This window comes from Rhizorhabdus phycosphaerae, from assembly GCF_011044255.1.
In the GTDB taxonomy this organism is placed as follows: Bacteria; Pseudomonadota; Alphaproteobacteria; order Sphingomonadales; family Sphingomonadaceae; genus Rhizorhabdus; species Rhizorhabdus phycosphaerae.
The window spans coordinates 1,224,160-1,237,296 of record NZ_CP049107.1 but is presented as its reverse complement, the minus strand read 5'-3'; the positions used below and the strand labels follow the sequence as shown (position 1 = coordinate 1,237,296).

Below are 13,137 nucleotides of genomic sequence, written 5' to 3'. Positions count from 1 at the left end.
GTGAATGCGCCGGCGACGGGCGATTTCGTCGACCGCGGTGAATCGCTATCAACTGCCAATGATCTCCCCGGAATGGGCATCAGGCGGCTGGAGGCCGGCTCAGGGGAGCAGAACCGCCTTGATACACTGGCCGGCGGCATGTTCGTCGATCGCCCGGTTGATGTCGGCGAGCGGATAGGTGAGATCAGTCGATCGAACTGGCAGCGCAGTTGTCAGCGGGATGCCCAAATCCTCCTTACTTCCCGAACTCGATCCTGTGCCATGGGCGCTGATGGCGATCCGCCTGCTGACCGTCGTTGTTCGCACACCCATATTGTCGACAAGCATGGACAAATAGCAGCAGGCATGTTGAAAATGCTGTTGCCACGGCGGGCGGGACTTATCTGAGAATATTTCGGAAAGCCGCTTCCCCGCTGGCGCTTAAGCCGCTCTGATCTCAATCTTTTCAGGAGCCTGCCATGACCCAGCCCCGTTCAAGGACGATTGCCACTGCCCTTGCACTTGTTGCCGCAGGTGTCGCAACGCTGGCTGTTGCGGCGTCTCCTGCCGACACCATTGCCGCGCGTCAGGCCAACTTCAAGAAGATGGGCGGTGCGATGAAGGTGATCAAGGACCAGCTGGCAGGCGGCGCAGATAAAGCAAAGATGGCCGATGCGGCAAAGACGATCGCTGCGGTGGCTCGCGCGCAAGTGCCGATGTTCCCCAAGGGGACCGGCCCAGGCGCGGGCGTGAAAACCGATGCCCTGCCGGCGATCTGGACCGACCGTGCCACGTTCGATGGCCATGCAAAGAAACTGATCGTCGAGGCGGACAAGCTGGTGGCTGCAACCGGTACCGGCAATGCCGCGGCGATCGGCGCACAGTTCAAGGCGGTCGGCAGCACCTGTGGCGCCTGCCACAAGCAGTTCCGCGCTGAAGACTGAGCGGGACCGGAGCATCATGATGGGGGATAAGGTCCGCATCTGGGATGCGCCTGTACGGCTGTTTCACTGGACACTCATCAGCTTGTTCGCCTTTTCGTGGTGGAGCGGCGAGAATCACGAGATGGAATGGCACCGCATTTCGGGTCTGGCCGTCCTCGCGCTGCTGCTGTTCCGCCTGTTCTGGGGACTTGCCGGATCCCGGACGGCTCGCTTCGCTCAGTTCATCAAGGGGCCTGGTACGGTGCTGGCCTATCTCCGCAAGGCTGCGGACGAGCAGGCGACCGACGGGCATAATCCGCTCGGCGGGTGGAGCGTGGCGGCGCTGCTGCTCGTATTGCTGACGCTGGTCACGGCGGGGCTGTTTTCGGTCGATGTGGACGGGCTCGAATCGGGGCCGCTTGCCGAATATCTGAGCTTCGACGGCGGACGCGCCGCTGCCGAGATCCACGAAACCGCGTTCAAGGCGGCCCTGGCGCTGATAGGGCTGCATATCAGCGCAATTCTCTTCTACCAGTGCCTCGTCGGGCGAGACCTTCTCCTTCCGATGATCACGGGAAGACGCGAGCGTGAACCGGGCGAGAAGGTCGATGACGTACGCTGGTCACCGGTGCGAGCGGCAATCGGCCTGGCGGCGATAGTGGTCCTCGTCTGGGCGATATCGAAAGGCTTTCACTTGGCCGGCGCGGGCGACGTGTAGGCGGGCCGCTCGCGTCAGGCTTCGTCCACAAGATCATTTGGCATCGGATGTCCCGGCACGCTTTCGATGCCTCGATAACACCGAAGACGCTCGGTAACGCACGAGCTCCCGGAGCTTGCAGCACGCGGGGGAGAACTCTGACCTGAGGCAGCGCCGGCCAATGGAACGGCTTGCCCAACCGAGCCCGACAGGCAACCACCTCACTCCAGGGATGCCGCCGTCAGGCGGCGCGCCAGCCGGTCATGCGCGTTGTGCCGGATTGCCCAGACGTCGACCCGCCCTGATGGCGAAAGCGTCCCACCTGCACGCTCATGTCTGCAGCCTCTCCGGCAAGGCTGCGCGCGGCGGCGGTCGCCTCCTCGACCATTGCTGCATTTTGCTGGGTGACGATATCGAGCTCCGACATGGCGGTGTTGATCTGACCCAGGCCGGACGCCTGCTGACGCGACGCATCGGCAATGTCGGCAATGAGCGCCCCCATCTCTGTGACCTGCCGCGCGATCCGGTCGAGCGCGCTGCCGGCTGCGTTGACATGCTCGACGCCGGAACGGACCTGTTCGGCCGAGGCGCCGATGCGACTCTTGATGTCCTTGGCCGCATCCGCCGAGCGCTGCGCGAGCGCGCGGACTTCGCTTGCGACGACCGCGAAGCCTTTGCCGGCGTCCCCGGCGCGCGCCGCTTCCACGCCCGCATTCAGAGCCAGAAGGTTGGTCTGGAAGGAGATGCCGTCGATCACGGCGATGATGTCGGAAATCTCGTTCGAGGTCCGCTCGATCCCGCCCATCGCGTCGATCGCGCGGCGAACGACGTCGCTGCTGTCGGCGGCATCGGCCCGCGCCTCGCTGGCGACTTCGGCGGCCTTGGCGCTGCCAGCGGCTGTCTCGCGTACCGTGCTGGTGATTTCCTGCAGCGCGGCGGCCGTTTCCTCGAGCGACGCCGCCTGCTGTTCGGTGCGGCGCGAAAGATCGTCGGCGGCCTTGCTGATTTCCTCCACGCCGATGCTCATCCGGTCGGCGGCGGTCGCGACCGAGGCGAAGGAGGAGCCGAGCGTTTCGATCGCGGCGTTGAAGCTGTGCCGAAGTGGTTCGTAATCGGGCGCAAAGGCGCCATCGATGCGGCAGGTCAGGTCGCCCTTGGCGAGCGTCGCCAGCCGATCGCGCAGCGTGTCCACCACGACCATCGTGTGATTCTGGTTCTGGACGATGACCAGGAGATCGTCCGATGCCTCCACCGCGGCGGGGATCAGCGTCACCATCACCCGGATGACCTTGTCGTTCCGGTCGAGATTCCACCATTCGAACCGGGCATGGCCCTCGCGCAACGCCTGCGCCACGCGCAGTTTCACTTGCTCGGCGGCCGGCCGGCCATCGGCCTGCGTCGGCGCGGAAAAGGCACCGGGGTCGCTGCCGATGATCGCCGAGCGTGGACGGTCATAGACGCGTTCGGCAGCCGCATTGCATTCGACGAAGCGGCCCTGAGAAAGCAGCAGCATCGCGTCGGGCGATTGACGGAACATCGCCTCCGCGACCCGGCTTTCAAGCGTCGGTTGGAGGTCTTCTTTCGACTTCTTCCACATGGCCCCTGCTTCCCGTCTTGGCGGTTAGAACGTGCACAGGTCGCAGCGCGAAGTTAATTTCGGGTTAGCCATCCGGACGGATTGGGGGGCGTGCGGCGTGGCCCCATTTTTTGCTTCAAGGTCGTGCGGGCGGGGTCGGGGCTTCTGCGGGCGGAGCCATTTCCCGCTGACGGGTGAGCGTCCGATCATAGTCGATCGTTGCGCCGACGACCTTTTGCATCAGCGCCATTCTCTGGCCGAGAGGGCGATCGGTGCGTCCGATCATGACGGCGATCGCATAGGAACGGCCCTCTGGCGAGGTGAGAATGCCGACGTCGTTATATCCGGCTTGCTCCCCCTCGAGTATCTGACCGGTCCCGGTCTTGTGCGCCAGCGTCCAGCCGGGCTCCAGCCCGCCCTTCAGCCGGTTGGCGCCGGTGCGGGTGTTGCTCATGATGCCGAGCATCTCTTCGGTCGAGCGCTGCGACAACAGGCGACCCTGTTTCAGTCTTGCCAGCGCGTCGACGATGCCGAGCGGGGAGGCTCCGTCCATCGGATCGGAGGTATAGGCGTCGAAGGCCGCGCGCCGCGCCGCGCGGGGAAGCGCCTCCCGGGCTTCATAGAAGCGGTTGCCGACGGAATAATCGGCCTTCCAGTCAAGCCCCGCAACCTTCGCTTGCAGCGATCGTTCGCCCGGACCGAAACGGACGCCCGCGATCGCCTTGGCGGCGAGCGTCGCGCGGATGCTTCCGGTTCCCCCGACCTCACGCAGCATCCGGTCGTTCGCGCTGTTGTCGCTTTGCGTCAGCGCGCGGATCACCAGATCGCGGGCATCGGTGCGATAGCCGCCAGGGCGCAGCGCCAGCGCCCGCACCGGCTGATGGAACAGGGTGAGATCGGCTTTCGTCAGGCTTAGCTCGCGGTCGAGCGACAGCGTGCCGCGGTCCACCTGATCGAAGGCGGCCAGTGCGACCCAAAGCTTGGACACGCTCTGTTGCGGAAACAGATCCAGCCCCCGATGATCCGATGTCCAGCCCGTCTGCACGTCGCGAACCGCAATGCCGACATCGCCGTCGAAGCTTCGCCCCAGCCGGGCGATGGTCCGGTCTAGCCCGCTCGCAGCGCTCGGCGGAATAGGAGCCAGCGTGACGACAATGGGCCCGGCAGGGCGGGAAACCGCATCGCGTTCCACCAATATAGGACGGCGAACCTGGGAGGCTTTGCGGCGGTCATCATCGCCAGCCGACGGGCTGCACGCCGCGAGAACAAGGGGCAGGGCAACGAGACATGTCCCGGCCAGTCGCCACAGGTAGGGCCGTTCAGCCGCGCCGTTCACCCTCGTTCCGTCTCCTCATCCGGTAACGCCATGATGACAGACGAGAATTAGCCATTTCTGAACGGCCGGGGCAAGCCTGTTCAGAGGCCTACGTGGGACGAAGGGCTGCCAGGTGCGATTATCGTCTCCGCAGGCCCTGGCGCGGCGATCACCTGATATTTGCCGTTGCCCCCGTCCTTGACCCGCCAGTCGAAGCCATAGGTTTCGAGCTGCTCGTTCACCCAGGCAGCGGGCGCGGGCGCGCCGCCGATCTCGCTGCCGGTGGCTTTGGCGAGATAGATGCGGCCGAGCCGTTCCAGGACGTCCGTCTGCGAGAGTTGCGATGGCCGTAGCGCGTCGCCGTCCGGAACCGCTTCCGACCTTGCGACGGCGTTCTGAGCCGCCAGTTCGCGTTCTGCCCGACGGGCGAGAAGCTGCACGAGCAATTGCTGCGAATTGCCGGTGGCGGGTACGCCTTCTGCCAGCGCGAGCCGGCGAAGATCGGCCTCGACCGATCGCGCCGTCGCCGCGAGCTGACGGCTGTCGTCGCGGACCGCGTTGCTTGCCTCAACGAACTCGGTGATCCTGAAGGCCAGGGCAAGCACGATCAGGGCGATCAGCGCCGCCATCGCCGCGATCGGCCGACCGGGCCGTCCGAAATGGAAGGAAGATATCATTATCGCAATGGCGAGGAGCATGCTCCCGCCGCACATCAGCATCGCAATCACACTACGCCCCCAAAACAACGGCCTTAACCATAATCCCGGAAGCCGTTTCGGGCAAATGGAGACCGGTTGAAATGCTGCTGTAACAATGGGGGCGAATGTCGGGCTCGTCTTGGAGAAAGCGGCGACAGGCATGGCGTCAGGTAAAAAGGGCGGATCGGCCCGGTCCGTCATGAACGATGATCTGCGAGAGGACATCGCAGCGATGCTGCTCGACGGCATGGCGCCCGATGTCGTGGCGCGGCGTGTTTCGTCGATGGGGCATCCGCTCGCCATCGCGGAGTCGGAAGTCGCACGGGCGATCAAAAGCCCGTATTTCCGGGGTTCGCGCCAGTTGCGATGGCGGCTCGGAAAATGGCGCTGGATCATGCAGAATCAGGCGCGGCTAAGGTTGACCGACGACGAGGCGCTCGAGGTTCCGACGGTGCCGTCCGACCGGATCCACGCCTTTTACCGGGATCATTATCTTGCCAACCGGCCGGCGGTGCTGCGCGGCCTTGCAGACGCATGGCCGGCGCGGCGCCTGTGGTCGTTCGATCATCTGGCGACGGCGCTGGCCGGCCGGCAGGTGCGGGTGCAGTGGAATCGCTCCGCCTCCGCCGACTATGAACGCAATGTCGACCGCCATGCGACGACCAGGCCTTATGAGGAGATCGACCGGCGCCTTCGCGATCCCGCGCCGTGCAACGACTTCTATGTGACGGCGAACACTGCCGACCACAACAGGAGCGTCTTCGGCCCGCTCTTCGAGGAGGTGGGCGAGATGCCGGACCTGCTTGCTCTCGGCGGCGCCAGGGCAGGCTTCATCTGGATCGGTCCGCGCGGAACCATAACGCCCTGGCATCACGACCTGACCAACAACCTGCTGCTCACGCTGGTGGGGCGAAAGAGGGTGCGGCTTGTCGCGCCACATGACACGCCCAAGATGCGCAACGACGTCCATTGCTTCAGCCGCTGGACGACCGATGACCTTCCGGCGGGACCGGCCGAGGGCGAGAAACCGGCCGTGCTCGAATGCGAAATCGGGCCGGGCGACGCATTGTTCCTGCCGATCGGCTGGTGGCACCATGTTGAGGGATTGGACCCGCACATCGGAATGTCCTTCACGGCCTTCCGCTGGGATAATGACTTCTACACCTCCTATGAGAGCTACCGGATGGAGTGATCCGCAATAGCCTCGGAACGATCGTCGGCAGACCCCGTTGACCGAAGGGGCGCCGCCCCTTCGCATCGATGGGAGAGACATGATGAACGACAGTTTCGATGAGCCGCACGGCGAGGCGGGCCACAGCCTGATCCTTGGCAGCCGGGTCAACGGCACGCCCGTCTTCGATCGTGACGGCGAGCGGATCGGCCATGTCGACGACCTGTCGATCGAGAGGAAAAGCGGCCGTATCGCCTATGCGATCATGTCCTTTGGCGGGTTTCTCGGCATCGGCGAAAAATTCCACCCCATCCCCTGGTCCTTGCTGGACTATGATCCGGCGCAGGATGGCTATGTCGTCTCGCTCGATCGCTCCGTGCTGGAAGGCGCGCCTTATTATGGCCGGGAGGAACTGGTCGACCTGGGCGGCGCCAGCGTCAGGCAATATGATCAGCGGATCTTCGAATATTACGGGCCTTATGGCCCGCTGCCCTATATTTGACCGCATAGTTCCTGCCGCGTGACGGGTGACGGCCAAGCGCGCTATGGCAGCCGGATGACGGACATCGGAACTGCTCAGATTGTCGATGCGATCTGTGTGGCGAACGAAGCGAAAGCGCGCTCGCCCTTCGTGGTGGGGATCGCCGGGTCGCAGGGCAGCGGCAAGTCGACCCTGACGCGAGAGATGGAGAGGATGCTGGCCGGTCGGGGCCTTCGCGTCGCGACCCTGTCGATCGACGATATTTATCTGCCGCGCGCCGAGCGCCAGCGTCTGGCGGCTGAGGTTCACCCTCTGCTCGCGGTTCGCGGTGTTCCCGGTACGCATGATGTGGCGCTGGGTCATGCCGTGATCGACGCATGCAGCCGACCGGGTAGCATCGGACTGCCGCGTTTTGCCAAGCAGATGGACGACCGCCTGCCGGTCGAGCGGTGGAGCAATGTCGCGGGGCCACTCGACATAGTGCTGTTCGAAGGTTGGTGCGTAGGGGCCGCACCGCAGGATGAGGCCGTCCTCGACCGGCCCGTCAACGCGCTCGAGCGCGAACAGGATGCGGATGGACGCTGGCGCCGCTGGGTCAACCGTCGGCTTGCCACGGACTATGCCGGCCTGTTCGCGCGAATAGACTGGCAGCTCTTCCTCGCCGCGCCGTCCTTCGACGTGGTGGCGGGATGGCGGCGAGAGCAGGAAGAGGACCTGCGACAAAGGCTGTCCGACGCTGGCGAGTCGGCCGAAGGGACGATGGACGACAGGGCGATCGACCATTTCGTTCAATATTATCAGCGTCTCACCGAGCATATGCTGGCCGAAATGCCCGCCCGTGCCGACCTGACCATCCTGCTCGATCGTCAAAGAGGGCGACGGCTTCGATTATCACATTGATTTAGCCGGGATCGCGTGAAAGGTCGGGCCGATGACCGAGACGACCAAGCCACTGCGCGTAACAACTGACGATGGACTGATACTCGCGGGCGAGGTCGGCGGGCCTGCGGATGCGCCGACGGTCGTCATGCTGCATGGCGGCGGCCAGACCCGGCACAGCTGGTCGGGCACGATGGAGCAACTGATCGCGCGCGGCTATCATGTCGTGAACTATGACGCACGCGGCCATGGCGACAGTGGCTGGTCCCCGGAAGCCGCCTATCATGTCACCGACCTGGCGAATGACCTGCGCTCCATATTGCGCGGAGTCGGAAGGCCGGTCGCCCTTGTCGGCGCGTCGATGGGGGGAATGACCGCCTTCTACGCGGTCGGCAGCAGCCCGGAGCCGATTGCCGATGCCCTCGTCATGGTCGACATCACTCTGCGCCCTGCAGCCGAAGGCGCGCAGCGTATCGCGGCCTTCATGAACGCGCATCTCGACGGCTTCGGCTCGGTCGAGGAAGCGGCCGATGCGGTATCGGCCTATTATCCCGAACGCCCGCGCCCCAAGGATATCAGCGGCCTGCGCAAGAATCTGCGTGAGGGGCCGGATGGTCGCCTCTACTGGCATTGGGACCCCAAGATGCTGAGACCGACCGCTCGGCCCGAACCGCCGCGCTTCGCCGAGGCGCTGCGTTCCGTCGCCGACAAGGTAACATTGCCGGTCCTGCTTGTCCGCGGTGGCAAGAGCGACATCGTCGACGAAGAAGGCGTCGCCGAGATGAAACGCCTCGTGCCCCAGACCGAGCTTTATGACGTCGCAGGCGCCGGCCATATGATTGCGGGCGACCGCAACGACAGTTTCAGCGCGGGCCTCGTAGCCTTTCTAGACCGGACGATGCCCGCAACCGCGCGCTGACCGATCGCCGGCCTTAGACCTGGCGCGTTAACCATGATTTAGCCTCTGCGTGGTTGGATGCGCTGAAGCACGAGTGCAGGCAGGGTGTTCTCGGCAGGGGCGGCTGATGATCGAGATATTCGAATCCAGGCTGAGCTATCTGGAACGACGCGTCGAGCAGGAACGGCTTGCTGCGGCGCGGGCATCGAGCGACGAGGCGCGGGCGATTCGCAGCGGCCTCGCGCGGCGTTATGAAAGGGAGGCGCGTCGCCTCTGCGACGGCTGAGCTACCCTTCGCCGGTTGACAGTTCCGCCAGCTCGTCCGGCCTGGGTCCCCCCGTAGCCCAATCGACGAGCTGGACGATGTGGACAACCGGGCGGGCACTGCGCATGCCGATCTGGACGGCACAACCTATATTGCCCGTTGCGACGACATCGGCTGCCAGCCGATCGAGATTGGCGGCCTTGCGGCCTCCCAGGCGGCCCGCCAGTTCGGGCTGGAGGATGTTGTAGGTTCCGGCCGAGCCGCAGCACAGATGCGCTTCCGCCGGGGTGAGCACCTGAAAGCCTGCGGCGGTGAGCAGCTTGCGAGGCAGATCGGGAAGCTTCTGCCCATGCTGCAGCGAGCAGGCGGCGTGATAGGCCACGGTTACCCCCGATATACCGGCGGTGGGCAGGTCGAGCGGGGCGAGAAACTCGCTGATGTCGCGGGCGAGTACGGATATGTGAGCCGCACGCTCGGCATAGGCCGGGTCGTTGCGTAGCAGGAACCCATAATCCTTGACGGTGGTGCCGCAACCCGAGGCGGTGATGAGGATGGCGTCGAGGCCGTCCTGCTGGATCACGCGCCACCAGGCATCGACATTGCGCCGCGCGGCCTCCAGGGCCGCCGCTTCCTTGCCCATATGATGGACGAGCGCGCCGCAGCAGCCTTCGCCGGGTGCCGACACGGTGCGGTAGCCGAGCCGGGCGAGAAGGCGCAGCGTCGCCGCCCGTATCTGGGGCCGGAGCACGGGTTCGGCACAGCCCTCCAGCACGGCGACCACGCCGGCGGGATGTTCGGGAGCGTCGGGTGCCTGCGGCGGCATCTGCATCGGCCGACTGCGCGGTGCCAGATCAAGCATGGCGGCGAGCGGGCGCGTTCGGGATGATCGCCTGAAGAGCGGTGCGAGCGGCCGGGCGAGGCGCGCGAGACCGAGGGCGAGGCGGAAGCGGCGGGGATAGGGAAGCACCGCCGCGAGCAGCCCCCGGATCATCCGCTCGGCAAGCGGGCGGCGATAGCGGCGCTCGATATAAGCGCGCGCATGGTCGACGAGGTGCATGTAGTTCACGCCCGATGGGCAGGTCGTCATGCAGGACAGGCAGGACAGGCAGCGGTCGATATGCTTGACCACCTGCGGGGTCGGCTCGGCTTCCTGCTCCAGCATGTTCTGGATGAGGTAGATGCGGCCACGCGGGCTATCGAGCTCGTCGCCGAGCAGCACATAGGTGGGGCAGGTTGCCGTGCAGAAGCCGCAATGCACGCATTTGCGGATGACCGCTTCTGCGACCGCCGTCGCGGGATCGGCCAGTTGTTCGGGGGTGAAGTCAGTCCGCATCGTCGTCGTCCAGGAAGCGCCCGCTTTCGAAGATGCCGGCTGGGTCGAAGGCGCGGCGCACGCGCCGTTCGAGCGCCATCACGCCGGGCTGGCGAGGGTGCTGGAACGCTATCCGAGCGCGTAGCTCGGCGGGCGCCCGGACCAGCATCGCATGGCCGCCCGCGTCGGCCGTCGCGGACCGGATGATCTCGGGTGATGCGTCGCTTGCCAGCCATAGCAGACCGCCGGCCCAGTCCATGAGCCAGTCGGTTCCGGCAGGGGCCAGTCGCTCGATCAGGGCGGGTGACTGGTGGGCGGGGAGGCTTAGCCGCCACAGGACCGCAGCTTCGCGCAGGGGAGCGGCGGTGCGGATTGCGTCCCAGCAGTCGGCCTGGTCCCGGTCGGAGAGTATGTGGGGCCGCCCATGATCCCGCAGCAGGTCGGGCAAGGCCAGACAGCGCGCCTCGACCGAGGGTGCGAAGCCCTGGACACGCAACAGCGTCAGCGACGGCCTGCCGCCACCTGCAGGCATGTGTGCGGCCGCCGAGACGTCGCAGGGGCTGCCCAGTGCGCACGCCATTGCCCGATGCGCGGCGTCCGGAGAAAGCCCCTCGATCGCGAGCGTGCGGGTGACGCGCGGACGGGGCAGGACCTTCAGCGTCAGTTCGGTCAAGGCGGCGAGCCTGCCCCAACTGCCTGCGATCAGTTTCGGAAGGTCGTAGCCGGTGACGTTCTTGACGACCTTGCCGCCCGCCACGAAGCGCTCGCCGCGCCCCGATATGGCGGAGAGGCCGAGCAGATGATCGCGCGGCGCGCCGGCGGTGAGCCTGCCGCTGCCGGCCGTCCCCGAGACAACGGCACCCCCGATTGTGCCGGCTCCTGCCGGCCGGTCGAACAGGGGCCCCTGGTCGAACGGCTCGAACGCCAGCATCTGGCCGTTGTCCGCCACCAGCCGCTCGATCTCTGCTAGCGGAGTCGCGGGGCGCACGGTCAGGACCAGTTCGGGCGGGTCATAGTCGACGATGCCGGAGAAGGCGCCGAGGTCGACGAGCTCGACCTCGCGCGGTGCGCCGATGTCGCAGCGCGATCCCCCGGCGCGCAGTTCGAGCCGGCGGCTCTCGGCGGCGGCGTCAGCGAACAGGGTGGCGAGTTGGCGGTCGTCGGTCGGGCGGTGTGTGATCGTCATCAGAAACGCGGTAGCTCGGGGTGGGGGACGGCGCCCCGATGGACGTGCATCCGACCGAGTTCGGCGCAGCGGTGCAGGGTCGGGAACATCTTGCCCGGGTTGAGCAGCAGGGCCGGGTCGAAGGCGCATTTGACCCGCTGCTGGTGGGCGAGATCGACCTCGCTGAACATCTCGGGCATCAGGTCGCGCTTCTCGACACCCACGCCATGCTCGCCGGTCAGCACGCCGCCCATCTCGACGCAAAGCCGCAATATGTCGTTGCCGAAGGCTTCGGCACGTTCGAGCTGCCCCTCCTCATTCGCGTCGTAGAGGATGAGCGGGTGGAGGTTCCCGTCGCCAGCATGGAAAACATTGGCTACGCCGAGCCCGTAGCGCTCGGACAGCACTGCCATGCGCTCCAGCACTTCGGGCAGGCGTCGGCGCGGGATGGTACCATCCATGCAGTAATAATCGGGCGCGAGCCGACCCACGGCCGGGAAGGCCGCCTTGCGTCCCGCCCAGAAAGCGAGGCGCTCGGCTTCGTCGCGGGATGCGCGGATAGAGGATGCGCCATGGCCTGCGGCGATCCGCGCGACCTCCCCGGCCAGATGCCCGCATTCCGCCTCCGGGCCGTCTAGCTCGACGATCAGCAGCGCGTCGGCGTCGAGCGGATAGCCCACGCGGACAAAGGCTTCGGCGGCATGGATGGCGGGCCTGTCCATCATCTCCATTCCGGCGGGAATGATGCCGGCGGCGATGATGTCCGCCACGCATTGACCGGCGCTCGCCACCGATGAGAAGCCGATCAGCAAAGCCTGCGCGGTCTGCGGGCGCGGGAGGATGCGGACGGTCACTTCGGTGACGATCCCCAGAAGACCTTCGGAGCCGACGACGACACCGAGCAGATCGAGCCCGGCCGGATCGAGATGGCGTCCGCCCAGCCTGAGGACTTCACCGTCCATCGTCACCAGCTCGACCGCGAGGACGTTGTTCGTCGTCAGGCCATATTTGAGGCAATGGACGCCGCCCGAGTTCTCCGCGACATTTCCGCCGATCGTGCAGGCGATCTGGCTCGATGGATCGGGCGCATAATAGAAGCCTCGCTCCTCGACGGCCCGGGTAATGGCGAGATTGGTCACGCCCGGCTGGACGACGGCGATGCGGTCGACATAGTCCACGTCGAGAATCCGGTTGAAGCGGGCCATGCCGACCAGCACCGCATCGGCCAGCGGCAAGGCCCCGCCCGACAGCGAGGTGCCGGCGCCTCGCGGCACGACCTTCACGCCCTGTTCGTGGCAGTAGCGCAGGATTCGGCAGAGCTGGTCGACCGTTTCGGGTAGCACGACGGCGAGCGGCGGCTGCCGATAGGCGGTCAGTCCGTCGCTCTCATAGGGGCGGAGTTCGGCGGGATCGTCGATGACGCCTTCACCGGGCACGATTGCGCGCAGGGCTGCGACGATCGTGTCGCGTTGCTGCAGCGTCCGCCTGTCCGGCTCCGGCATCTTCAACGACATGCTCATCCCCTCTCCGCGACCGCTCGATAGCCGCTGCAGCTCATTCCGAACAGGATCGAATCAGCTAGGTTTAAGGACCTCGGACAGGTTCGATGCTGCGAAGTTTGCGTGCTGCACGAGCCGAACACCTCACGATGCAGGACATAGCCGCAGACAAAAGGCAAATATGCAGTGCCGGATTTCATTGAAAAATCAGCGTGCTATCGCTCGCAGTCGCGTGGGCGTTGTTAACAGTTGCAAAATGGATATTGGGTCCGGAACATG

General features: G+C 65.7%; 13 protein-coding genes and 1 pseudogene. 8 read left to right on the top strand and 6 right to left on the bottom strand.

Annotation, left to right across the window (positions count from 1 at the left end; all coding sequences use genetic code 11):
• The 3 genes from G6P88_RS05705 (at position 1) to G6P88_RS05695 (ending at position 1,620) form a co-directional block, all read left to right on the top strand.
• Positions 1–387: a hypothetical protein gene (locus G6P88_RS05705; protein ID WP_165322281.1), complete on the top strand. Its 387-nt coding sequence runs from the start codon at positions 1–3 to the stop codon at positions 385–387.
• 71 nt (positions 388–458) lie between these two features.
• Positions 459–923 (top strand): c-type cytochrome, encoded by a 465-nt coding sequence (locus tag G6P88_RS05700; protein WP_165322280.1) that lies wholly within the window; start codon positions 459–461, stop codon positions 921–923.
• A 16-nt stretch (positions 924–939) separates the two neighbouring features.
• Positions 940–1,620 (top strand): cytochrome b/b6 domain-containing protein, encoded by a 681-nt coding sequence (locus G6P88_RS05695; protein ID WP_226946737.1) that lies wholly within the window; start codon positions 940–942, stop codon positions 1,618–1,620.
• Positions 1,621–1,840: 220 nt separating this feature from the next.
• Here the strand turns inward: G6P88_RS05695 and G6P88_RS05690 are convergent, their stop codons facing one another.
• The 3 genes from G6P88_RS05690 to G6P88_RS05680 form a co-directional block, all read right to left on the bottom strand.
• A complete protein-coding gene (locus tag G6P88_RS05690; protein WP_226946736.1) occupies positions 1,841–3,112 on the bottom strand; it encodes a methyl-accepting chemotaxis protein in 1,272 nt (423 codons plus the stop codon).
• 199 nt (positions 3,113–3,311) lie between these two features.
• The gene (locus G6P88_RS05685; RefSeq protein ID WP_226946735.1) at positions 3,312–4,367 is read right to left on the bottom strand and encodes a serine hydrolase; all 1,056 of its coding nucleotides are present in this window, start codon (positions 4,365–4,367) and stop codon (positions 3,312–3,314) included.
• Positions 4,368–4,591: 224 nt separating this feature from the next.
• Positions 4,592–5,167, bottom strand: a complete 576-nt coding sequence (locus G6P88_RS05680; protein ID WP_165322278.1) for a hypothetical protein — start codon at positions 5,165–5,167, stop codon at positions 4,592–4,594.
• A gap of 220 nt (positions 5,168–5,387) precedes the next feature.
• On the opposite strand from G6P88_RS05680, the gene G6P88_RS05675 reads away from it, so the two are divergent.
• From G6P88_RS05675 to G6P88_RS05655, 5 genes and pseudogenes are all read left to right on the top strand, one after another.
• The gene (locus tag G6P88_RS05675) at positions 5,388–6,380 is read left to right on the top strand and encodes a cupin-like domain-containing protein (RefSeq protein WP_206335873.1); all 993 of its coding nucleotides are present in this window, start codon (positions 5,388–5,390) and stop codon (positions 6,378–6,380) included.
• 79 nt (positions 6,381–6,459) lie between these two features.
• On the top strand, positions 6,460–6,861 hold the full coding sequence (locus tag G6P88_RS05670) for a PRC-barrel domain-containing protein (protein ID WP_226946734.1): 402 nt from the start codon (positions 6,460–6,462) through the stop codon (positions 6,859–6,861).
• 54 nt (positions 6,862–6,915) lie between these two features.
• Positions 6,916–7,086: pseudogene (locus G6P88_RS20515) on the top strand (hypothetical protein); the annotation flags it as partial.
• 685 nt (positions 7,087–7,771) lie between these two features.
• Positions 7,772–8,638, top strand: a complete 867-nt coding sequence (locus G6P88_RS05660) for an alpha/beta fold hydrolase (RefSeq protein ID WP_165322275.1) — start codon at positions 7,772–7,774, stop codon at positions 8,636–8,638.
• Between the two features lie 106 nt (positions 8,639–8,744).
• On the top strand, positions 8,745–8,903 hold the full coding sequence (locus tag G6P88_RS05655; RefSeq protein WP_165322274.1) for a hypothetical protein: 159 nt from the start codon (positions 8,745–8,747) through the stop codon (positions 8,901–8,903).
• Between the two features lies 1 nt (position 8,904).
• Here the strand turns inward: G6P88_RS05655 and glcF are convergent, their stop codons facing one another.
• From glcF to G6P88_RS05640, 3 genes are read right to left on the bottom strand one after another with little or no spacing between them, the layout of a single operon-like run.
• Positions 8,905–10,215, bottom strand: coding sequence for a glycolate oxidase subunit GlcF (gene glcF, locus G6P88_RS05650; RefSeq protein ID WP_165322273.1), 1,311 nt, complete (start codon positions 10,213–10,215; stop codon positions 8,905–8,907).
• Positions 10,205–11,380: an FAD-binding protein gene (locus tag G6P88_RS05645; protein WP_165322272.1), complete on the bottom strand. Its 1,176-nt coding sequence runs from the start codon at positions 11,378–11,380 to the stop codon at positions 10,205–10,207. The genes glcF and G6P88_RS05645 overlap by 11 nt, the downstream gene beginning before the upstream one ends.
• A complete protein-coding gene (locus G6P88_RS05640; RefSeq protein WP_165322271.1) occupies positions 11,380–12,879 on the bottom strand; it encodes an FAD-linked oxidase C-terminal domain-containing protein in 1,500 nt (499 codons plus the stop codon). The genes G6P88_RS05645 and G6P88_RS05640 overlap by 1 nt, the downstream gene beginning before the upstream one ends.
• Between the last annotated feature and the right edge of the window lie 258 nt (positions 12,880–13,137).

Bases quoted from the DNA above. Each gene is read 5' to 3' on its own strand.
- G6P88_RS05700 (WP_165322280.1), top strand. From the start codon at position 459: ATGACCCAGCCCCGTTCAAGGACGATTGCCACTGCCCTTGCACTTGTT.
- G6P88_RS05695 (WP_226946737.1), top strand. From the start codon at position 940: ATGATGGGGGATAAGGTCCGCATCTGGGATGCGCCTGTACGGCTGTTT.
- G6P88_RS05690 (WP_226946736.1), bottom strand. From the start codon at position 3,112: ATGCTGCTGCTTTCTCAGGGCCGCTTCGTCGAATGCAATGCGGCTGCC.
- G6P88_RS05680 (WP_165322278.1), bottom strand. From the start codon at position 5,167: ATGATATCTTCCTTCCATTTCGGACGGCCCGGTCGGCCGATCGCGGCG.
- G6P88_RS05675 (WP_206335873.1), top strand. From the start codon at position 5,388: ATGAACGATGATCTGCGAGAGGACATCGCAGCGATGCTGCTCGACGGC.
- G6P88_RS05670 (WP_226946734.1), top strand. From the start codon at position 6,460: ATGATGAACGACAGTTTCGATGAGCCGCACGGCGAGGCGGGCCACAGC.
- G6P88_RS05660 (WP_165322275.1), top strand. From the start codon at position 7,772: ATGACCGAGACGACCAAGCCACTGCGCGTAACAACTGACGATGGACTG.
- G6P88_RS05655 (WP_165322274.1), top strand. From the start codon at position 8,745: ATGATCGAGATATTCGAATCCAGGCTGAGCTATCTGGAACGACGCGTC.
- glcF (WP_165322273.1), bottom strand. From the start codon at position 10,215: ATGCGGACTGACTTCACCCCCGAACAACTGGCCGATCCCGCGACGGCG.
- G6P88_RS05645 (WP_165322272.1), bottom strand. From the start codon at position 11,380: ATGACGATCACACACCGCCCGACCGACGACCGCCAACTCGCCACCCTG.
- G6P88_RS05640 (WP_165322271.1), bottom strand. From the start codon at position 12,879: ATGAGCATGTCGTTGAAGATGCCGGAGCCGGACAGGCGGACGCTGCAG.